Source organism: Limnobacter sp., assembly GCF_964228395.1.
Lineage (GTDB): Bacteria > Pseudomonadota > Gammaproteobacteria > Burkholderiales > Burkholderiaceae_B > Limnobacter.
The window spans coordinates 1-19417 of the sequence record NZ_CAXQZX010000006.1; the positions used below are offsets into that span (position 1 = coordinate 1).

Annotated in this window: 21 protein-coding genes and 1 tRNA gene; 7 read left to right on the top strand and 15 right to left on the bottom strand. The window is 57.4% G+C overall.

Annotation, left to right across the window (positions count from 1 at the left end):
* The first annotated feature begins 389 nt into the window (after window positions 1-389).
* Window positions 390-1337 carry a dTDP-4-dehydrorhamnose reductase gene (gene rfbD / locus ACEQU8_RS00565; protein ID WP_370260730.1) on the top strand — a complete coding sequence of 316 codons (948 nt, stop codon included), beginning with the start codon at window positions 390-392 and terminating at the stop codon, window positions 1335-1337.
* Between the two features lie 70 nt (window positions 1338-1407).
* Here the strand turns inward: rfbD and ACEQU8_RS00570 are convergent, their stop codons facing one another.
* From ACEQU8_RS00570 to ftsY, 3 genes are read right to left on the bottom strand one after another with little or no spacing between them, the layout of a single operon-like run.
* Window positions 1408-2316, bottom strand: coding sequence for a cell division protein FtsX (locus ACEQU8_RS00570; protein WP_370260731.1), 909 nt, complete (start codon window positions 2314-2316; stop codon window positions 1408-1410).
* A gap of 23 nt (window positions 2317-2339) precedes the next feature.
* Window positions 2340-3074 carry a cell division ATP-binding protein FtsE gene (locus ACEQU8_RS00575; protein WP_370260733.1) on the bottom strand — a complete coding sequence of 245 codons (735 nt, stop codon included), beginning with the start codon at window positions 3072-3074 and terminating at the stop codon, window positions 2340-2342.
* A complete protein-coding gene (ftsY, locus tag ACEQU8_RS00580) occupies window positions 3071-4012 on the bottom strand; it encodes a signal recognition particle-docking protein FtsY (protein WP_370260734.1) in 942 nt (313 codons plus the stop codon). Before ftsY ends, ACEQU8_RS00575 begins: the two co-directional genes overlap by 4 nt.
* Before the next feature lie 171 nt (window positions 4013-4183).
* Between ftsY and ACEQU8_RS00585 the strand changes: the two genes are divergently transcribed.
* From ACEQU8_RS00585 to ACEQU8_RS00605, 5 genes are read left to right on the top strand one after another with little or no spacing between them, the layout of a single operon-like run.
* Window positions 4184-5566 carry a M16 family metallopeptidase gene (locus ACEQU8_RS00585; protein ID WP_370260735.1) on the top strand — a complete coding sequence of 461 codons (1383 nt, stop codon included), beginning with the start codon at window positions 4184-4186 and terminating at the stop codon, window positions 5564-5566.
* A 47-nt stretch (window positions 5567-5613) separates the two neighbouring features.
* The gene (locus ACEQU8_RS00590) at window positions 5614-6969 is read left to right on the top strand and encodes a M16 family metallopeptidase (protein ID WP_370260737.1); all 1356 of its coding nucleotides are present in this window, start codon (window positions 5614-5616) and stop codon (window positions 6967-6969) included.
* Window positions 6966-7577 carry a 16S rRNA (guanine(966)-N(2))-methyltransferase RsmD gene (rsmD, locus tag ACEQU8_RS00595; protein ID WP_370260738.1) on the top strand — a complete coding sequence of 204 codons (612 nt, stop codon included), beginning with the start codon at window positions 6966-6968 and terminating at the stop codon, window positions 7575-7577. The genes ACEQU8_RS00590 and rsmD overlap by 4 nt, the downstream gene beginning before the upstream one ends.
* 39 nt (window positions 7578-7616) lie before the next feature.
* Window positions 7617-8120, top strand: coding sequence for a pantetheine-phosphate adenylyltransferase (gene coaD, locus ACEQU8_RS00600; protein WP_370260739.1), 504 nt, complete (start codon window positions 7617-7619; stop codon window positions 8118-8120).
* A gap of 18 nt (window positions 8121-8138) precedes the next feature.
* Complete coding sequence (locus tag ACEQU8_RS00605) at window positions 8139-8435, top strand: YfhL family 4Fe-4S dicluster ferredoxin (RefSeq protein ID WP_370260740.1); 297 nt, start codon at window positions 8139-8141, stop codon at window positions 8433-8435.
* Here ACEQU8_RS00605 and ACEQU8_RS00610 read toward each other — a convergent pair.
* The 5 genes from ACEQU8_RS00610 to leuA all read right to left on the bottom strand — a co-directional run bounded on the left by ACEQU8_RS00610 (window position 8432) and on the right by leuA (window position 14426).
* A complete protein-coding gene (locus ACEQU8_RS00610) occupies window positions 8432-9652 on the bottom strand; it encodes a hypothetical protein (RefSeq protein ID WP_370260742.1) in 1221 nt (406 codons plus the stop codon). The genes ACEQU8_RS00605 and ACEQU8_RS00610 overlap by 4 nt on opposite strands.
* A 47-nt stretch (window positions 9653-9699) precedes the next feature.
* Window positions 9700-10791 (bottom strand): redox-regulated ATPase YchF, encoded by a 1092-nt coding sequence (ychF, locus tag ACEQU8_RS00615; protein WP_370260743.1) that lies wholly within the window; start codon window positions 10789-10791, stop codon window positions 9700-9702.
* 88 nt (window positions 10792-10879) lie between these two features.
* Window positions 10880-12004 (bottom strand): patatin-like phospholipase family protein, encoded by a 1125-nt coding sequence (locus ACEQU8_RS00620; protein ID WP_370260744.1) that lies wholly within the window; start codon window positions 12002-12004, stop codon window positions 10880-10882.
* Complete coding sequence (gene pth, locus ACEQU8_RS00625; RefSeq protein WP_370260746.1) at window positions 12001-12633, bottom strand: aminoacyl-tRNA hydrolase; 633 nt, start codon at window positions 12631-12633, stop codon at window positions 12001-12003. The genes ACEQU8_RS00620 and pth overlap by 4 nt, the downstream gene beginning before the upstream one ends.
* A gap of 104 nt (window positions 12634-12737) precedes the next feature.
* Window positions 12738-14426, bottom strand: a complete 1689-nt coding sequence (leuA, locus tag ACEQU8_RS00630; RefSeq protein ID WP_370260747.1) for a 2-isopropylmalate synthase — start codon at window positions 14424-14426, stop codon at window positions 12738-12740.
* A 164-nt stretch (window positions 14427-14590) separates the two neighbouring features.
* Between leuA and ACEQU8_RS00635 the strand changes: the two genes are divergently transcribed.
* Window positions 14591-15055: an Lrp/AsnC family transcriptional regulator gene (locus tag ACEQU8_RS00635; protein WP_370260748.1), complete on the top strand. Its 465-nt coding sequence runs from the start codon at window positions 14591-14593 to the stop codon at window positions 15053-15055.
* Between the two features lie 15 nt (window positions 15056-15070).
* Here ACEQU8_RS00635 and ACEQU8_RS00640 read toward each other — a convergent pair whose 3' ends face one another.
* The 7 genes from ACEQU8_RS00640 to ACEQU8_RS00670 all read right to left on the bottom strand — a co-directional run.
* Window positions 15071-15712, bottom strand: coding sequence for an exopolysaccharide biosynthesis protein (locus ACEQU8_RS00640; protein WP_370260750.1), 642 nt, complete (start codon window positions 15710-15712; stop codon window positions 15071-15073).
* Window positions 15713-15851: 139 nt separating this feature from the next.
* Window positions 15852-16442, bottom strand: a complete 591-nt coding sequence (locus ACEQU8_RS00645) for a 50S ribosomal protein L25/general stress protein Ctc (RefSeq protein ID WP_370260751.1) — start codon at window positions 16440-16442, stop codon at window positions 15852-15854.
* Window positions 16443-16547: 105 nt separating this feature from the next.
* Window positions 16548-17498 (bottom strand): ribose-phosphate pyrophosphokinase, encoded by a 951-nt coding sequence (locus ACEQU8_RS00650; RefSeq protein ID WP_370260752.1) that lies wholly within the window; start codon window positions 17496-17498, stop codon window positions 16548-16550.
* 76 nt (window positions 17499-17574) lie between these two features.
* A tRNA-Gln gene (locus ACEQU8_RS00655) sits at window positions 17575-17651 on the bottom strand.
* Window positions 17650-18603: a 4-(cytidine 5'-diphospho)-2-C-methyl-D-erythritol kinase gene (ispE, locus tag ACEQU8_RS00660; RefSeq protein WP_370260754.1), complete on the bottom strand. Its 954-nt coding sequence runs from the start codon at window positions 18601-18603 to the stop codon at window positions 17650-17652. The genes ACEQU8_RS00655 and ispE overlap by 2 nt, the downstream gene beginning before the upstream one ends.
* A 10-nt stretch (window positions 18604-18613) precedes the next feature.
* On the bottom strand, window positions 18614-19180 hold the full coding sequence (locus tag ACEQU8_RS00665) for a hypothetical protein (protein WP_370260755.1): 567 nt from the start codon (window positions 19178-19180) through the stop codon (window positions 18614-18616).
* A gap of 3 nt (window positions 19181-19183) precedes the next feature.
* Window positions 19184-19417: tetratricopeptide repeat protein (locus ACEQU8_RS00670; protein WP_370260757.1), on the bottom strand; the 234-nt coding region annotated here is incomplete at its 5' end.

Below are 19417 nucleotides of genomic sequence, written 5' to 3' on the forward strand. Positions count from 1 at the left end.
CGACCACCGAGATCTACACGCTCGTCTACACTCTTTCCCTACACGACCTCTTCCGATCTCCTGCTGGCTTCTGGGCAAGCGAAGGGGCTGGGGTGGCACAGGCCGCGCAGGCCGATTCAGGGCGGCCCGCCCGGTTTGGCCCACACCGAAGGGCCGAGGCGTGGTTGCCGCCCAAGCCCCCGCTTGGCGGGAAACCGAATCGGATGCAATGGCGACATTTTCGCCTTGCATGCCCCCTCGGAAGGGACAAGAAGGGATACACGGGCTGATCCCAGGCCAAGCGGTCGGTGCCAACCCGGCTCCCAGAATCTGCGCAATTAAACCGGCCGTAGGCTGACCCCAAGCCCAGCAGCGTAGAATAAGGCCATCAAACAACAGAAGGACTCACCGTGGGAATTCGCCTACTTGTTCTGGGCGCTCAAGGCCAACTGGGCCACAGCATTGTTCAGCACGCCAAGCCAGCTTTGATGGAAACCGTGGACGCCGTGGTGGCCTATGGTCGAGACAAGGTTGATTTTGCGCAGCCCGACAGCATCGTGAATGCGCTCAAAGATGTTCGTCCAGATGTGGTATTAAACGCCGCTGCCTACACCAATGTGGAACGCGCTGAAGATGAACCGCAATTGGCCCATGCGATCAATGGCCATGCGGTGGGTGTGTTGGCCGAGCAGTGCAAGAAGCAGGGCGCAGTGCTGGTGCATTACAGCACCGATTATGTGTTTGATGGCACAGCCACACGCCCATACCTGGAAACCGATGCCACCAAACCGCTGAGTGTGTATGGGCAAAGCAAATTGCAAGGCGAGCGGTTCATCGCCGAGGTGGGCGGTGAAACCGTGATTTTCCGCACAAGCTGGGTGTATGCCTTGCGGGGCGGCAATTTTTTAAAAACCATGTTGAAGCTGGCTGGCGAGCGCGACTCACTGACTGTGGTCAATGACCAAAGCGGTGCGCCCACCCCAGCAAATTGGTTGGCCGAGTTGGGCTTGAGTGTGGCCGGGGTGGTGGCCCAGCACCGCTACAAAACCCTGGGCAAGTTGGCGCCCACGTTTTTGCCTGACTTTCCCAAAGAGGTGCCCAGTGGCGAAATTTTTCATGCCAGTGCCGCCGGTGTAACCACTTGGTACGACTACGCTTGCAAAGCATTGGAGCAGGCGCACAGCCTGGGGGTGATTAAACGCATGCCCACCATCACGCCAGTGAGCACCGCCAGCATGAATTTCAAAGCACAACGGCCTGCGTACTCGGTGTTGAACAATCAAAAATTAATGGACACGTTCCGTGTGAACCCACCGGACTGGACCAAGGGCATCAAGGCCTTTTTGCTCAATTGCTGATGCATTAAAAAGGCCGCCAGCAGCAAGCGCTACGCAACACGCTAAATGCCCGCGCAGCCCGCAGTGCCCCTCAGTGGATGCGCAACACTGTGCTTTTAACCGAGGCCCATGCACCAACCATCACCAGCGCCATCCACACCAGCACCAAGCCCAGCGCGGTTACGCCGCTGGGTTGTTCAAAGCGGAAGTCGCGGTCGAATTGGCGAATAAACTGCCCCACGGCATCGTCGGCCAGGCCCATGGCCCCGCTGACCACGCTGTAGGCCAGGCCAAAGGCCACCAAGGCCAGGCTGACCGACCACCACAGGGTGGGGCGACCCACCTCGGTGTCGGTGGCGCCCAGGGCTTTTAGCACATGCACCTCGGCCTGGTTGCGAATCAACTGCAGGCGCACGGTGTTGAAGGTGACCACCAGCACCATGCCTGCAATGAGCGCGCCCAAGGCCACGGCGATCAGCTGTGCGCCGCTGAGCACCGACTGCAAACGCCGAACCCACTGTGCATCGTATTGCACGTGCTCAACACCGGGAAAGGCCTGCCACTGTGTAATTTTTTCCTCGATCTGTTGTGTGTTGGTTTGTGCATCCACTTCCAGCACCACCACCACGGTGTAAGGCAGCGGGTTTTCGGGAAGCGCAGCAGCCAGATCGGGCGTTTGGCTTTGCGTGCGCAAGCGCTCCATGGCTTGCGCGGGTGTCACCACCGTCACGCTCTCCAGATCGAAATCGCGCTTTAGTTTTGCTGCAGCGGTTTTTACATCATCGGGGTTGGCGCCGGGGGCAAAATAAAGGCTCACTTCGGGGTCACCCACCCAGCGGTCCATGCTGGGCACAATGGCGCTCAGGCCTTGCGCAATGCTCCAGGGCATGGCCAGTGCAATGGCCAGCACCAGTGCGTTGAACAGGTGGCCAAGTGGCTCGTCCAGCCACAATTTGAAGCCTGCCGACATTGAAAACCATTGAAGTCTTAACCAGCGCATGGTGTGTGTTCTTCTAAAAAAATTCAGGCCCCGTAGGCCTTGCTCAGGAAGTCTTTGGAAAACGCTTGGGCACCGGCTTCACGGCCACCGGAGTGCGACAAATCTGCCGGTGTGGGCAGCACTTGCCCTTCGCCCAATTTCAGGCGGTGGGTGATGCGGTTAAAGCGGTGTGCCTCATGCGTGGCCACAATAATGGTCACCCCCGCTTGGTTGAATTCTTCAAGCAGGCCCACCACGCGGGCGGCCGACTCATCGTCCAGTTGTGCGGTGGGTTCGTCGGCCAGCACCAGGGCCGGGCGATTAACCACAGCGCGGGCAATTTGCAGGCGCAGTTGTTGCCCGCCGGAAAGCTCACTGGGCAACATGCGATCGGTGTGGCTTAAACCCACGCGGGCCAAGGCCGCCTTCACACGGCTTTGCACATCGGTTTCAGACAAACCCACCACCCGCAAGGGCAGAGCCACGTTGTCGAAGCAGTTGCGGTTGTACAGCAATTCCACGTCCATGCCGGTGTAGCCCACGCTGCGGCGGTAATGGGCGCGTTCGCGGCGGCTCAGTTTGGCAATGGAGCTTTTGCCCACCAGAATATCGCCGCTGCTGGGCGTCTCGAACGTGGCCAACAGGCGAAGAATAGAGCTTTTGCCCGCGCCAGAATGGCCCTCCAGCAGCGTGAAAGAGCCCTTGGGCAGTTGAAAATTAACCCCCTTCAAGGCCGCATGGGCGCCGTATTTCAGCGTGACATTTTTAAACTGGATCATGCCGCGGCGTTCCCTTCGCTGTCGATGCCCACCAGGGCGTTGGCAAAATCGCGCGGGCTGAAAGGGCGCAAATCGCCCAGCTTTTCGCCCACGCCCACAAAGGCCACAGGCACGCGCGTGCTCATGCTCATGGCCGCCAAAATGCCGCCCTTGGCTGTGCCATCCAGCTTGGTAACCACCAGGGCGGTCAATGTGAGTGCATCGTTGAATGCTTTAATTTGCTGCAAGGCGTTTTGACCGTTGGTTGCATCGACCACCAGCACAATTTCGTGCGGTGCATCCATTTTGGCTTTGCCAAGCACCTTTTTGACCTTTTTCAACTCTTCCATCAGGTGAAGCTGCGTGGGCAGGCGGCCTGCGGTGTCGACGATCACAATGTGGCTGTTGCGCGAAATACCCGACTGCACCGAATCAAAGGCCACGGCGGCGGGGTCGCCACCTTGTGCGGAAATCACATCCACACTGCTGCGGTTGGCCCACACATCGAGTTGTTCGCGGGCCGCAGCGCGGAAAGTGTCGCCCGCAGCCAGCAGCACCTGGTAACCAATTTCTGCATAGTGGTTGGCCAGTTTGCCGATGCTGGTGGTTTTGCCAGCGCCGTTGACACCCACCACCATCATCACCAAGGGGCGGGCGCGGTCCACACCCATGCTGGTTTCCAAGGGGCGAAGCAAATCGAACACTGCATCGCGCAACACCAGCCGAACGTCTTCGGGCCGCGTGAGCCCCTTCTGGTACACCGTGTCGCGCACCTTTTGCATCAGCAATTCGGTGGCGGGCAAGCCGCAGTCGGCCAGCAGCAGGCGCTCTTCCATGTCTTCAAAAAAAGCCTCGTCCACTTTCTCGCCAGTGAACATGGAGGCCAGGCCCGAGCGGGTTTTGGTGAGCCCAGATTTTAAGCGGCCCAGCCAGTCCTGCCGTTGACCAGGGATTTGCATGCAACACTCCAAAACGCAAGGGTTGTGCCTGTGTGGGAGGTTCGGTGAACAAAAAGCCAGAACGGCGGTCACAGGCAGGGAATTGAATGAACTTATTCTACCATTGGCGGGAATGCGGGCGCTGGAGCACCACGCCCATCCTGCTGAGTCGCTGTAATGGGGTTTTAAGCAATGAGTACAAAGGATGTGAAATGGATGTTGGCCAGCGCTGCCTTGTGGCTTGGGCTGGCTGCGCCGGTGGGCGCTGCCGATGGCGACATCACGCAATACACCTTGAACAATGGCCTGCGCGTGGTGGTGAAAGAAGATCACCGTTCGCCCACGGTGGCCCACATGGTTTGGTACAAAGCCGGTTCGATGGATGAATTCAACGGCACCACCGGCGTGGCCCACGTGCTGGAGCACATGATGTTCAAGCAAACCAAAACCCTGAAGGTTGGCGAGTTTTCACAGCGTGTGGCCGAGCTTGGTGGGCGGGACAACGCCTTCACCAGCCGCGATTACACCGCCTACTTCCAACAGCTACAGGCCAAAGACCTGCGCAAGGTGATGGCCCTGGAGGCCGACCGCATGGCCAACCTGGTGCTCAGCAAGGCCGAGTTTGACAAAGAAATCCAGGTGGTGATGGAAGAGCGCCGCTGGCGCACCGACGATCAGGCTCAAGGCAAATTGTATGAGGCCTTTATGGCCACGGCATTTATGGCCAACCCAACCCGCAACCCGGTGATTGGCTGGATGAGCGATTTGAAGTCCATGAATTATTTGGATGCCAAGCGGTGGTACGACACCTGGTACACCCCACAAAACGCGGTGGTTGTGGTGGTGGGCGATGTTCAGCCCGCGCAGGTGAAAACCTACGCCGAGCAAACCTACGGCAAGATCAAACCCAAAGCCTTGCCGGAGCGCAAACCCCAGCAAGAACCCGTGCAAGAAGGGGTTCGCCGCGTGGAAGTGAAAGCCCCGGCCGAGAACCCCTACATCATCATGGGCTTCAAAGTACCGAAGCTTGAAAACGTGTTGAAAGACCGCGATCCCTATGCACTCACGGTGCTGGCTGCGGTGCTGGACAGCTACTCGGGCGCACGCATGAATCGCGAGTTGGTTCAAACCCAGCGCGTGGCCATACAGGCTGGTGCCAGCTATGACATGACTGGCCGTGGCCCTTCTTTGTTTTACCTGGACGGCACGCCCGCCAATGGTCGCACCGTGGAGCAACTGGAGGCCGATTTGTTGGCGCAAGTGGATCGCATTGCCAAAGAGGGTGTAACCGATCAGGAACTGGCCCGGGTGAAGGCCCAGTTGATTGCCAGCCAGGTGTACAAGCGCGACTCCGTGTTTGGGCAGGCCATGGAAATTGGCCAGAACCTGACCATCGGCTTTGAGGTGGAAGACATCGATCGCATGATTGAGCAAATTAAAACCGTGACCGCTCAAGAGGTGCAGTACGTGGCGCAAACCCACTTTGATCGTGACCAATTGACGGTGGGCACCTTGTTCCCCTTGCCCATTGACCCGAACAAAAAGAGCCAGCCCCCCAAGGGCTTGACCCACTGATGTGTAGGAAGCATGCCATGTTGAGCCGTATCTTTCGCAAAGTGACAATGCCACTCCAACAACCCTTGCAGGCCGCGCTGTTGACCAGCGCATTGGCCCTGCTTGCCCAGCCCGCGCACGCGGCGCTGCCCATACAAAGCTGGACTGCGCCCAGCGGAGCCAAGGTGATGTTCATGCAGGCCGAGGCCCTGCCCATGGTGGACATTCGTGTGGACCTGCCAGCAGGTGGCCGTGCAGACCCGCAGGGCAAAGAGGGATTGGCCGCCGCAGTGGCCGACCTGATTGGCCGTGGAGCACAAGGCTTGAACGAAAATCAGATTGCCGATGGCTTTGCAGACACCGGGGCGCAATTCTCGGGTGGGGCTGGCAACGATTCTGCCGGGTTTTCTTTACGCACGCTAACCAGCGAGCCCGAGTTTTCGAAGTCGGTGGCTTTGTTCAAAACCGTGTTGCAAAAGCCCGTGTTTAGCGCAGACATTTTGGCCCGTGAAAATGCACGTGCCCTGGCGTCTTTAAAAGAGTCACTCACCAAGCCTGACACCCTGGCCAGCCGCGCTTTTTCGCAAGCCTTATACCCCCAGCACTCCTATGGTGCCCTGGTGACAGAAGCCAGCCTGAAAGCCATCACCCTGGCCGATGTGGAGCAGTTTTACAAAACCCGTTATTTGGCCAAACACGCGGTGGTCAGCATGGTGGGTAACATTGGCCGCGCGCAGGCTGAACAACTGGCAGCCGAGCTTACGGCCAACCTGCCGCAAGGCACGTTGCAGGGCGACCCCTTGGGTGGGCAAAATTACCCAGAGCTGCAAGCAGCCATGCAGGGGCAAACCATTCAAATTGATCACCCCGCTGCGCAAAGCCATATTTTGATGGGCTTGCCCGCCATGCGCCGTGGCGCGCCCGACTACTTCGACTTGCTGGTGGCCAACCATGTGTTGGGTGGCGGCGGGTTTAACTCGCGCCTGATGGATGAAATCCGTGAAAAGCGCGGCCTGGCTTACAGCGCGTATTCGTACTTCATGCCTGCAGGCGATGCGGGCCCCTTCCAGGCCGGGGTACAAACCCAAAAGTCGCAAACCGCCGAAGCACTGGGTTTGATGCGCAAAACCATTGAAGACTTTATTGCCAAAGGCCCCACCGAGGCCGAATTGAAGGCAGCCAAAGCCAACTTGATTGGAGGCTTCCCTTTGCGCATCGACAGCAACAGCAAATTGGTGAGCAATATCTCCATGATGGGCTTGCACAACATGCCCCTGGATTACCTGGACACCTGGACCCGTGAAATAGAAAAGGTGACCGTAGACAGCGCCCGCAAGGCCTTTGCCAAGCATGTGAACCCCAACAAGCTGGTCACTGTGGTGGTGGGTGGCGCTGTGGACTCACCGACCCCTGCCAAACCATGAGCAAGCCGGGCAGCTTGCGCATTATTGGGGGCGTGTGGCGCAGGCATTTGCTGCCGATTGCACCTGTGGAGGGTCTACGACCCACGCCTGACCGGGTTCGTGAAACACTGTTCAACTGGCTGGGGCAGGATTGCACCGGCATGTCGGTGCTGGATTTGTTTGCGGGCACCGGCGCTTTGGGGTTTGAGGCTGCCTCGCGCGGGGCCAGCCCCGTGGTGCTGGTAGAAAGCCACCGCGCCGTGGCAGCGCAAATCAAATTGAACATGTTGAAGCTGTTGCCCAAATGGCAATTGGATGGCCCTGCGCCCGACCTTCTACTGGACAACGGTGACGTGTTGGTGGCCCTGCGTCGCTTGTCCAATACCGGGCAGCGCTTTGACCTGGTGGCGCTTGACCCACCCTTCAATAGCGATTGGCTGGCCAAAACCCTGCCCTTGGTGCCCCAGGTGCTTAAACCAGGCGGGTTGGTGTATGTGGAATGGCATGCCGATTTGTTTAAAAACCCCAGCGAGCTGGCAGGCTTGCTGGGCGGGACACAAATTGACACTTTGCGGCATTTAAAAGCTGGCCAAGTGCATGCGCATTTGTTTGCCCTGCCTGCTCTGTGATACAAAGCGGGGTATTGATACACACATTGGAGTTCAGCGATGCGCATTGCTGTATACCCCGGTACCTTTGACCCGCTAACCCGTGGCCACGAAGACTTGGTGCGCCGCGGCGCAAAAATTTTCGACAAGCTGATTGTGGGAGTGGCCGACAGCCCCAACAAGCGGCCTTTTTTCAGCATGGACGAGCGCGTGCAAATTGCCCGCGAAGTGTTAAGCCATTACCCCAATGTGGAAGTGAAGGGTTTTCGTGGTTTGCTGAAAGATTTTGTGCGGGGCAACGAGGCCAGTGTGATTATTCGAGGCCTGCGCGCGGTGAGCGATTTTGAATATGAGTTTCAAATGGCTGGCATGAACCGTTACCTGCTGCCCGATGTAGAAACCATGTTCCTCACCCCCTCAGACCAGTACCAGTTTATTTCGGGCACCATTGTGCGCGAAATCGCTTCACTGGGCGGCGATGTGAGCAAGTTTGTGTTCCCCTCGGTGGAGCATTGGCTCAACGAGAAGCTGGGCAAAAATCCGCCTGACGTGGTGAACAAGTAAGTTTTAACGGCAAGACCCATGGCCCTCATCATCACCGACGAATGCATCAACTGTGACGTGTGCGAGCCCGAGTGCCCCAACGGGGCCATTGCCATGGGTGAAGAAATTTACGAAATTGACCCGCACAAGTGCACCGAATGCGTGGGACATTTTGATGAGCCACAGTGCGTGGTGGTTTGCCCAGTGGAATGCATTCCCAAAGACCCCAAGCACCCCGATACGCAAGACCAACTGCTGATGCGGTTTTTTAAACTGCACCCGGGCAAAACCCCCCACCTGCCGCCCAGCCAAACCCGGGAAAATGGCAAAACCTAAGCGGGTTCAGCGTCGCTTTGTAGTGGGCACAGCACCCAAGCGCCTTCGCTGCCCAGTGCTTCCGTACCCAGCCTAAACCACCCATCGTGCCAAGCCCAGTGGGGTTTGTCGGATCGAATGTTTGCCTGGGGCCCGCAATTCAGCTCACGCACCTGCGCCTCTGCAGGCAGGCCTTCGCTGCCTTCAATGGTGGTCGGCGAAATTGCGATGCGACCAAGCTCGGGTTGGTAGTTCAGGTTGAAGGTCCAGGCTTGGGCGTCCTCGTGGGTGTAGGTCCATTCGGCTTGTTCAAACGCCCAGGGTTGGGCGGGTAAGCCACCGCGAAGGGTTTGGGCCGAAAAAGCCGCCTGATGGGTGTCGGGCGCGTCGTTGCGGCGAATGTAGGTTCGCAGATTGCCGCCTGCCACCTGCACAAGCGGGGCACCCGTGCCGCCATTGGCCTGTTCAAACTTTAAATGCAGGTGGTCTTGCGCGGCGCTGGCTGTCCATGGGTAAGTGGCCCAGGTGCCATCTAAGTCCAGTTGCAGATTTTCAAAGTGAAGTGGTGCAACCGGTGTGGCCTTGAACGCAACGGTGATGGCATTGTGCAACCCCGGCGCTTTTACGTCCAGCCGCCAGCCCACGTTCAGGTTGTTGGTGTGCGCTGTGGCACCCAGCGTGTAGGCTGCTTGGTCAATTTTCCCAAGCAGGTTTTGTTGCAGGTCGGGGTTGTTGATTTCAAATTCGGCTTGCTCAATGTTCAGGCGTTTTACCGCCCACTGGGGTGACCAAAACGATGCTTGTTGATGCAGGTCGCCAAAAGCAATTGGCCCAAGCAAGGCCAGCGGCAAACGCGGCATGCAGGCCAAGGGCGTTTCAAGGCAATCGCTTTGGGTATTGGCTTGGGAATAAAGGCTTTTAACGCCCACTTGCTCAAGTTGCAGACGCCCGGTTGTGAGGGATTTGACCGCATTAAACCGCAATCGAAGCAAACCAATATGCAATTGCTCTTGCCGTGGATGGTGGCGTATGGCCAAGCCAGAAACGAGCAGGGCAGGTTTGTGAGACAGCGCCACCACCACGCGCTGAGCGTCCATTTCAACGCCGGGGTAAGCCTGTGCCAGGCGTTGAAGTTGTGGCTGCCAAATAAAGCGCGGCAGCACCACCCCATGGGAAAGAATGGCCGCCAAGACCACCAGCACAAGCGCGAGAATAGACCACTTCAGGGCTTTGGACATGGGGGTACGGCAAAGTTAACAACACCTTTACCGTATCACAGCGGTGCTTACACGTTGAACAGGAAGTTCAACACATCGCCGTCTTTCACCACATACTCTTTGCCTTCTGCCCGCATTTTGCCGGCTTCTTTGGCGCCGTTTTCGCCTTTGCAAGCAATGTAGTCATCAAAAGCGATGGTTTGTGCGCGAATAAAGCCGCGCTCAAAGTCGGTGTGAATCACGCCTGCGGCTTTGGGGGCGGTATCGCCAATTTTGATGGTCCAGGCTCGCACCTCTTTCACACCGGCCGTGAAATAGGTTTGCAGGCCCAGCAGCTTGAAGCCAGCGCGGATCACGCGGTTCAAGCCCGGCTCTTTCATGCCGATGCTCTCAAGGAATTCCATTTTGTCGGCGTCGTCCAGATCGGCAATTTCTGCTTCAATGGCCGCGCACACCGACACCACGGGCGCATTCTGCTTGGCGGCGTAGGCCTGCAAACGTTCTACGAATGGGTTGTTTTCAAAACCGTCTTCCGCCACGTTGGCCACGTACATGGCGGGCTTGGCCGTGATCAGCCCGAAGCTTTTGATCGAAAACAATTCTTCCGCATCCAGCCCCAAAGCACGCACGGGCTTGGCCTCGTTCAACTGGGCCTGGCAGCGCTCAAGCACGGCCAGCACCTTGGCGGCTTCTTTGTCGTTGGCACGCGCCTGTTTGGCCAGGCGGATCACGGCTTTTTCAACCGTGCCCAGGTCAGCAAGGCACAGCTCGGTTTCAATGGTTTCAATGTCGGCAATGGGGTCCACCTTGCCGTTGACATGCACCACGTTGTCGTCTTCGAAGCAACGCACCACGTTCACAATGGCATCGGTTTCGCGGATGTGGGCCAAAAACTGGTTGCCCAAGCCTTCGCCCTTGGACGCACCGGCCACCAGGCCAGCGATGTCTACAAATTCAACTGTGGCCGGCACAATGCGCTCAGGTTTTACGATGTCAGCCAGCTGGTTCAACCGTGCGTCGGGCACTTCGACGATGCCCACATTGGGCTCAATGGTACAGAAGGGATAGTTTTCTGCCGCAATGCCCGCCTTGGTGAGCGCGTTGAACAGGGTGGATTTACCGACGTTGGGCAGGCCAACGATGCCGCATTTGAGGGTCATGATTGCAAAGGCTTGTATCTAAACTGGAATGTGCGCAATTGTACCCTGTTTGGCAGTGCCGCCATGGGCCAGACAATGCCGAATGGCTTTAGCGGTTCACCGACTCCACCCACGCAGCAAAATCGTCCGCCATGCGCTCGCTTTCGGCAATCGCCTGCTGCCACAGCGGGATGCGAATGCTGTGGTCAAATTTGTAGCGCTTGAAGTCGCTGCGGTCCGGAATTTTCTTGGCCGGCAGGCTGGCTACAAATTCTGGCGAGGGGCACACCAAAATCACATTGCTCATCCACTCGGGTTTGGCTTTGCGCAGTTTTAAAAATTTGTCCAGCCAGCCCGGCGTTACGGTGTTGGCAAAGTGTGGGTACAACACCAGCCCGGGCAGGCGGTGGTAGGGCAGGGCCAGGTGGTAGTCGGTCAGGCCGCCATCCCAAAATGGCCCAGTGTGGTATTGCAGGTCTTGGCGGGGGTGGTGCTCGGTTTGTGTCTCAAAGGCTTTTACAATTTTGTGCACCGGGTTGAGTACAAACGGGATGCTGCCGCTGGCCAACAGAGCACTGTGAATATTCAGCACATCCAGGTCTTCCACGCGGGTGGGGATGCGGTCAAACGCTTGCGCCAGCCAATCGGTGTGTGCCCCCGGGCTTTGAAAAACCCATCGTTCAAAGTAACTGGCCAGCCGGTTGCGGTTGATGCTGTTGGCCAGCACCGCCGATACGAATCCGCGTTTACGTGCACGCTGTTGCTGCGCATGGTGTAGTGGCGTCAAGCCCTTGTTGACCCACACCAGCAATTCTTTGCCCACGGGGTTCACCATGTGGGCGGCTTCGTCGGCCACCACGGCTTGCACCATGGCCTCGCACACCCGGCTAATTTCAAAACGGTCCACGCCCTTGTTGTAGTTTTGTGCCTCCACATACTGCTGCGCCAGGCGCTTGAGGGTGGCTGCGGGCTGGCTGCTGGCAGCGGCGGCCATGCGCCATGCACCAATGGACGCACCAATCAACTGCAGCGGGGCAAGGCCCATGGCCTGCCTTTTTTGAAGGTGGGCCGGGCCCAGCCAATCGGTGAACAAGTAATGGTCCAGGCCTTGAAGAATCAAGCCCTTCGGTCCGCCAGCTGCCGCCGGGATGGCGCAGATGTGTTCCGGCTTCAAGCCCTGGTTGGCAATGTGCGCCTTGGCGCGATCACCCAAAATAATTTGAATGCTGCTCATGGTGCCAATTTGCTCGCATGTTGTTTGAACAACTGGTCACATTCAGTGTGAATGTGGGTGGTGGCCTGTGCAATATGGCCTTTCAAAATAAGGTCGGTGTGCTTGAGCAAGATGCCGATGCTGGCATCGATCACCTTTTGCTGTTCTGCGCTTGGCCGATGCAAAACAAAGTCGGCCACGCCTTGTTGCAAATTCAAGCTTCGCGGATGCCCAATGCCTATGCGGGCTCGCCAAAACTCGTTGCTGCCCAGGTGGGCATGCATGTCCTTTAAGCCGTTGTGCCCAGCATGGCCGCCCCCTTTTTTGATTTTCAATTGCCCGGGCAACAGGTCCAGTTCATCGTGCGCCACCAGAATTTCTTCGGGCTTGATTTTAAAAAATTTGGCCAGCGCCCCCACGGCCTGCCCGGAGCGATTCATGAACGTGGTGGGAAAGAGTAGCCACACGTCTTCGCCCCCCACTTTGATGCGCGCCAGGTCGCCAAAAAAGCGCTTGTCGCTTTGTAAAAACACATGATGCTGGCGTGCCAAGTGGTCGAGGTACCATGCTCCTGCATTGTGGCGGGTGTCGCTGTATTGGGGGCCCGGGTTGCCAAGGCCAACAATCATTTTGATGGGGGTGGTGCTCATGGGGGGCAAGGCGAGTGCAGCGGTACAAGCTTGTATTTTGTATGAACTTACAAGCGTGAGCAGCGCCGCACGGCAAACCCCGAGCAGAAAAACGCAAAAGGCCCTCAGGCCTGAAGCGGAGCCCGCTCGCCGGCGGTTGCCTGTTGTGGCGCGATTCGCCGCCACGCACTGACCAGCGCCATCAAGCTGGCGGTGGTGATGTTGTCATGAAAGCCCACGCCAAAGCGGGTGCCTGGCACGCCGGGCATGTTGACCTCAATCACTGCCATCGCTTTGGCTTTGGCCCCGTGACCCACAGCCCTTTCTTCAAAGGCCACCACTTCCAGCGGTGCGCTCAGCGCGTTGACTGCGGCGTCCAGCGGGCCATTGCCCACACCCGCCAGCGTGGTGCATTGCCCGTGTTGGTGAATCACAAGCTCGATGCCCTGGCCCGCCTCCGCATCGAAGGTTTTGTGGCCGATGTAGCGCGGCTCGCTGCCACTGTTTTGCAAATAGGTTTGCTCAAACAGCGCCCACAAGGCCGCCGAGGTCATTTCGCCTGCGGTGCTGTCACTCACCTTCTGCACCACGGCCGAAAACTCCACCTGCATGCGTCTTGGCATCACCACGCCATGTTCGCGCTCCAAAATGTAGGCGATTCCACCCTTGCCGGATTGGCTGTTTACACGGATCACGCTGTCGTAGGTGCGACCAACATCTTGAGGGTCAATGGGCAGATAAGGCACTTCCCAAATGCCATCGGGTTTTTGAATGTCAAAGCCTTTTTTAATCGCGTCTTGATGCGAGCCCGAAAACGCCGTGTACACCAAATCGCCCACATAGGGATGGCGGGGGTGAATGGGCAGTTGGGTGCAGCTTTCAACCACCCGAGCCACGGCATTGATGTCTGAAAAATCCAGGCCCGGGTGCACGCCCTGCGTATACATGTTCAACGCCAGGGTCACAATGTCCACATTGCCACAGCGCTCACCATTGCCAAACAGGCAACCCTCTACCCGTTGCGCCCCCGCCATCATGGCCAACTCGGCGGTGGCCACACCCGTGCCACGATCGTTGTGAGGGTGCACCGACAGCACCACATGCTCACGGCGGTTTAGGTGCCTGTGCATCCATTCAATTTGGTCGGCGAACACGTTGGGCGTGCTCCACTCCACGGTGGTGGGCAGGTTGATGATGATTTTGCGCCCAGGCCCAGCGTTCCAGGTCTCGATGGCGGTGTTGCAGGCTTGCAGGGCCACCTCCAGTTCGGTCATGTTGAAACACTCGGGCGAGTATTGCAGAACCCACTGGGTCTCCGGGTGCGCATCGGTGAGGTCTTTCACCTTTTGCACGCGGTTTTTAACCATGCTGATTACTTCGGGCACAGTCATGCGGAACACCGTATTTCTCCACACGGGTGCGGTGGAGTTGTAGATGTGGATGATGGCGCTTTTGGCGCCGATCACCGATTCCACTGTTCGCTCAATGAGATCGTCACGAGCCTGGGTCATGACCATGGGTGTAACGTCGGCGGGAATTCGCTGCTCATCAATCAGCTTGCGCACCACGTCGAAGTCGATTTGCGACGCGGCTGGAAAACCCACCTCGATTTCTTTGAAGCCAATGCGCACAAGCTCGTTGAAAAACCGCAATTTGGTGTCCACCGTCATGGGCTCAAAAATCGCCTGGTTGCCGTCGCGCAAGTCGGTGCTTAACCACACAGGCGCATGCGTGATGGCCTGGTTGGGCCAAGTTCTGTCGGGCAGGTCCACCTTGTAAGCGGGGCGATATTTGGTGGCGGGGTTGTTCAACATGGGGCAATGGCCTCCCGGGCCTTCAAAACAATCAATCAATGAACACAGTGTACCGAGGTGCTTGGGCTATTTGATTGCTTTTATTGCTTGATTATTGTTGAATAAGGGCAGAATATTGTAATAAAAATTTGAAAGTAAAAATAAACTGCTAATTTATTAGAATTATGAAAACCTTGGACCGTTACGACCGAAAAATTTTGGCTTTACTGCAAGCCAATGGGCGCATGAGCAACCAAGAGCTTGCCGATGAAATTGGCCTGTCGCCCTCACCCTGCCTGCGGCGTGTGAAGGCGCTGGAAGACGCTGGCCTGATTACTGCCTACCGAGCCCTGGTCGACCCCAAGGCCTTGGGGTATAGCCTGCAGGCGCTGATTTACATTTCGATGGACCAGCACACGCCTGAGCGATTTGCCAGTTTTGAAGGCGCCATTGCCGCCATTCCCGAGGTGATGGAATGTTTGCTCATCACCGGTCAGCAGGCCGATTACCAGTTGAAGGTGATTGTGAGCGACATGGATGGCTACCAAAATTTGCTGCTCAACAAAATAACCCGCATCAAAGGGGTCAGTGGGGTGCACACCAGTTTTGTGTTGCGCCGGGTGGTCGATAAAACCGAGGTGCCTGTGTAAAAAAGCAAGGTGGCTTTAGCTGCCCTGGCTGCTTAAAAACTGCTGAATAAGCACACCGCCGCCACCAATCAGCACCCCAAAGTACGCCATGGTGGCCAGGTTGGCCAAATGCCCTAGTAGCACAGCCGCCCCATCCCGTTGAATAAGACCCACAGCAAAAAACAACAAAGCCAGGCCGGGCAAGGTGTTGCTAAACGGAATAAAGCCGAAGGGAGCCATCAACAGCAAGGCGGCCAATATGAGCGCGCAATCGTTGATGGCGTTGGCCACGGGGCCGCTGGCCAGGCTGTTCAAGCGGTGCGGGCGGCTAATTTTTTCAAGCCTTGGTACCCACACCATGCCCTTTTGAAGGGCTGCCCGCAGTGAATCCACGGGTACTTTTTTATCGCTTACCCGGCTGGGCAGCCACAGGTTGCGCTTGAACAGCCGGCTTACCCCAACCAGCAAAATTGCAGCGCCAAACACCGTGCTCACCCCGGGAATGGACACGGGCACCATAAACACCAGCGTGAGCAAGGCCACCAGGATGAGCAAGCCCTCGCGCCCCACCAGGTCGCGAATTTGACCCACGGTGACGTGCTGTTCGGGCAATTGCCCAATGATGTACTGAAGCTGTTCGCCCAGGGTGCGTTCGGGGTTGGGTGCGTGCTGGCTCATAGAAGACTAAGGTTTAAATTTAACTTGGGCGGCGCGCTTAACTGGCCGGTGCCAGCCCATAAAAAAACCGCCAAGCGTGCCTGGCGGTTCTTTGTAACACAGAATGGTTGCAAGCATGCAACCACGCCATGGGTGTGGCTTATTCGTCGCCGCCGGCTTTGGCAGCCGCGTTCTTGATCTTCACGGTGACCAAAGACAAATCAGCTTGACCGTGTGCAGGAATGCCCACGCCTTCTGGCAGGGTCAGGTCAGACACGTGAATGTTGCGCTTGGTGATGTCAAGCACGCTGCAATCCACGGCGATGAACTCTGGCAGGTCTTTGGGCAAGCACTCTACTTCAACCTGGTTGGCTACAAAGGTAACCTGGCCCTGGTACAGCTTCACGGCTGGGCTTTCCAGGTGACCAGAGTAGTGCAGAGGCACGGCCATGTGGATTTTTTGCTTGGGATCTACGCGCTGGAAATCGATGTGCAGGATTTGCGGCTTGTAGGGGTGGTTCTGGAAGTCGCGCAGCAGCACCTTTTCAGCTTTGCCGTCAATTTCCAGGTCCAGAATGCTGGAGTGGAATTTTTCTTTCTGGATGGCGTGCCACAGTGGGTTGTGCTCGATGGAAATGGCCTTCGCTTCTGCTTCTGCGCCATAAACAATGCCAGGAACCTGGCCAGCACGACGCAGGCGGCGGCTCGCTCCGGAACCCTGCTCAGTGCGGGATGTTGCAACTACTTTCATGTTGATTCTCCAAATTTGAATTTGCCGCGACCAGCAAACCCAAGCTATGCAGCACTTTGGGTGGCTGCAAATAACCCTTAAAAACTGTAGTGCCCTGCTGCGTGTTTAATCGATAAACAGCGAAGACACGGAATCGGAACGCACAATGCGGCGAATGGTTTCAGCCATTAGCTCGGCCACACTCAGCACACGGATTTTACCGCTTTGCCGGGCGTCTTCGGCCAAGGGGATGGTGTCGGTGACCACCAGCTCGTCCAGATCAGACTCTTGCACACGTTGCACCGCGCCGCCCGACAGCACGGGGTGGGTACAGTAGGCCACCACTTTGAGTGCTCCGTTGGCTTTTAATGCAGAGGCTGCCTTGCACAGGGTGTTGGCGGTGTCGACCATGTCGTCCATGATCACGCAGGTTCGGTCTTTCACGTCGCCGATGATGTTCATCACCTCGGCCACGTTGGCGCGGGGGCGGCGCTTGTCGATGATGGCCAGGTCGCAGTTCAAGCGTTTGGCCAGCGCACGGGCGCGCACCACGCCACCCACGTCGGGTGACACCACCATCAAATTGCCCAGGTTTTGTTTCCACACGTCGCCCAGCAACACCGGAGACGCGTAAATATTGTCCACAGGGATGTCGAAAAAGCCCTGAATTTGGTCGGCGTGCAGGTCCATGGTGAGCACCCGGTCAACACCCACCACCTGCAGCATGTTGGCCACCACTTTGGCGGTGATTGCCACGCGTGAAGAACGCACGCGGCGATCTTGGCGGGCATAGCCAAAATAAGGGATTGCGGCAGTGATTCGGCCAGCCGATGCGCGTTTGAGGGCATCGATCATGACCATCATTTCCATGAGGTTGTCGTTGGTGGGCGCGCAGGTGGATTGCAACACGAACACGTCTTTTCCACGCACGTTCTCGTTGATTTCAACCATGACTTCACCGTCGGAGAAGCGACCTACGGTGGCCTTGCCCAATGGGATGTTGAGCTGCTTGGCCACGGCTTCGGCCAAATCTGGATTGGCGTTGCCTGTGAAGATCATCAAACTATCGCTTGCCATTTTTTCCCCGGGCTAAACGTGTGCGTGTTGGTGAAATAAAAAAAGGGCCAACCGATGGCTGGCCCTTTGTTTGGTTTGGCAGGGGAGGAAGGACTCGAACCCTCGCATGCCGGAATCAAAATCCGGTGCCTTAACCAACTTGGCGACTCCCCTAAAAACTTTTCGATCCGATCTGGCATTCAAACCAGCGCCCTTGTTGAAGCAGTGGTTCGCGAGCAACACATTCCATGGCTTTGTTGCGTTGGCTTGGGCTGGCAAACACAGCAAACATGGCAGAGCCGGAACCGGTCATTCGGGTGAGCATCGCGTCGGCTTTCGCAGTGCAATTTGAAAAAACCTCAAAATGCCGCGCCCACTCGGGGAGCCTGTTTGCAACCACTGCCTGCATGGCGTTTTGGGTATGCAGTGCTAGGTGCCTGTAAAACCCAACGCAGCCTTGCGACTCGTTGCTGTCGCGATTCACCCGGCGGGCCGAATCGAAGACCGCTATTTTGACGTCACTTGCATTGCGTGTCAATTGCGGATCGCTAAAAATTTGTGCCGTGGGGCAAGAAAGTGGTGGTTTGTAGACAAGAATTTCGCCCCGCAAGCCAGGAATCGGGGTGAGTTGCTCACCAATGCCTTCGACAAAAGCGGCTTCGTCCTGCAAAAAAAAGGGCACATCGGCTCCAAGCCGGGTTGCAATTTGATGCAGGGTGTTTGGGTTTACAGGGTGGTTAAAATGGTCTTGAAGCAACTTAAGCACCGTGGCCGCATTGCTGCTGCCTCCGCCCAAGCCAGCTTCTTCAGGGGTGCGCTTTTCGACGTGGATATGCACAAACAAGGCGCAGTGTCGCGCAAGGTTAGCCTGTTCTACCCATGCTTTACAGGCTTTTACAGTGAGGTCTTGATCGGCGGGTATGTGCACCAGATCGCCTGTGCGGGTTACCACTAGGCCTTGGGCCCCCGCTTTTTCTTCAATGTGCAGGTGCACCTGATCGCCCAGGGTGATGGGGCAAAACAGGCTTTGCAGCAGGTGGTAGCCGTCGGGCCGGCGCCCTGTGATGTGCAAAAACAAGTTGAGCTTGGCCGGGGAAAAGGCCTGCAGGTGGCATGCTTGGCTCACTGTCGGCCACCTAGGGTGTGTTGCGTTGGGGAATCAGGTCGATTCGCCCAGAGGTGTTGTTTTCTACGAACAAAATTCTGTAGCGCCCGTCGTTCACCTCCCAAGACCAATTGGCCGGCAGGGGGGGCAGGTTGTTGGCGTTGGGGTTTTCCATCCACTGCACCAAAGCCTCGGCCGGCAGGGTCACGGGGAACATTAAATCGAACAACGCTTGCCAGTTTTTGGCCAGGTACACCCGCCCATCGGCAGCTCGCACTTCGTAAAAGCTGCCCAGGCGGCGCGCGCTGCCCAAGGTGGGCCCCAGCTTGGAGCGCACTTCCAGGTAGGCAATTTCGGGGGCTTGGCTTGGCCCATGGCGACCAGAGCGCCAGTCGTAGCTGCCCGACACGCTATCGGCCTCCACTTCGCCAGCGGCATTGGTGGTCTTCCAAAGCAGCCCAAAGCGGCCTTGGTGGCAACTGGATTGCGCGGCACGGCAGTCCACGCCGTGGTCTTCCACAAAGGGCATGGACGAGCAGCCAGCCAAGGTCAGCGAAGCGACGATGGTCATCCAGTTGCTCGGAAAAGCGCGCCGCATGCTTTAAATGCCCTCCAGTTGTTGCTGCAGTTGTTTGAGTTCAGTGCTGTCGGGGTACTGAACGCGCAACTGTTGGCCCAGTTGACGTGCCTCATCCTTTTTGCCGGCCTGGATGAGCACCTGCATCAGGTGCACGCCAATTTCTTCGTCTTGGCGCAGCGCATACGCTTTGCGAAGCGACTGCTCGGCCTCTGGCCACCGGCCCAGGCGGTACTGCACCCAACCCAGCGAGTCCAG

Bases quoted from the DNA above. Each gene is read 5' to 3' on its own strand.
- ACEQU8_RS00570 (WP_370260731.1), bottom strand. From the start codon at position 2,316: ATGCGCTGGTTAAGACTTCAATGGTTTTCAATGTCGGCAGGCTTCAAA.
- ACEQU8_RS00575 (WP_370260733.1), bottom strand. From the start codon at position 3,074: ATGATCCAGTTTAAAAATGTCACGCTGAAATACGGCGCCCATGCGGCC.
- ftsY (WP_370260734.1), bottom strand. From the start codon at position 4,012: ATGCAAATCCCTGGTCAACGGCAGGACTGGCTGGGCCGCTTAAAATCT.
- ACEQU8_RS00585 (WP_370260735.1), top strand. From the start codon at position 4,184: ATGAGTACAAAGGATGTGAAATGGATGTTGGCCAGCGCTGCCTTGTGG.
- ACEQU8_RS00590 (WP_370260737.1), top strand. From the start codon at position 5,614: ATGCCACTCCAACAACCCTTGCAGGCCGCGCTGTTGACCAGCGCATTG.
- rsmD (WP_370260738.1), top strand. From the start codon at position 6,966: ATGAGCAAGCCGGGCAGCTTGCGCATTATTGGGGGCGTGTGGCGCAGG.
- coaD (WP_370260739.1), top strand. From the start codon at position 7,617: ATGCGCATTGCTGTATACCCCGGTACCTTTGACCCGCTAACCCGTGGC.
- ACEQU8_RS00605 (WP_370260740.1), top strand. From the start codon at position 8,139: ATGGCCCTCATCATCACCGACGAATGCATCAACTGTGACGTGTGCGAG.
- ACEQU8_RS00610 (WP_370260742.1), bottom strand. From the start codon at position 9,652: ATGTCCAAAGCCCTGAAGTGGTCTATTCTCGCGCTTGTGCTGGTGGTC.
- ychF (WP_370260743.1), bottom strand. From the start codon at position 10,791: ATGACCCTCAAATGCGGCATCGTTGGCCTGCCCAACGTCGGTAAATCC.
- ACEQU8_RS00620 (WP_370260744.1), bottom strand. From the start codon at position 12,004: ATGAGCAGCATTCAAATTATTTTGGGTGATCGCGCCAAGGCGCACATT.
- pth (WP_370260746.1), bottom strand. From the start codon at position 12,633: ATGAGCACCACCCCCATCAAAATGATTGTTGGCCTTGGCAACCCGGGC.
- leuA (WP_370260747.1), bottom strand. From the start codon at position 14,426: ATGTTGAACAACCCCGCCACCAAATATCGCCCCGCTTACAAGGTGGAC.
- ACEQU8_RS00635 (WP_370260748.1), top strand. From the start codon at position 14,591: ATGAAAACCTTGGACCGTTACGACCGAAAAATTTTGGCTTTACTGCAA.
- ACEQU8_RS00640 (WP_370260750.1), bottom strand. From the start codon at position 15,712: ATGAGCCAGCACGCACCCAACCCCGAACGCACCCTGGGCGAACAGCTT.
- ACEQU8_RS00645 (WP_370260751.1), bottom strand. From the start codon at position 16,442: ATGAAAGTAGTTGCAACATCCCGCACTGAGCAGGGTTCCGGAGCGAGC.
- ACEQU8_RS00650 (WP_370260752.1), bottom strand. From the start codon at position 17,498: ATGGCAAGCGATAGTTTGATGATCTTCACAGGCAACGCCAATCCAGAT.
- ACEQU8_RS00665 (WP_370260755.1), bottom strand. From the start codon at position 19,180: ATGCGGCGCGCTTTTCCGAGCAACTGGATGACCATCGTCGCTTCGCTG.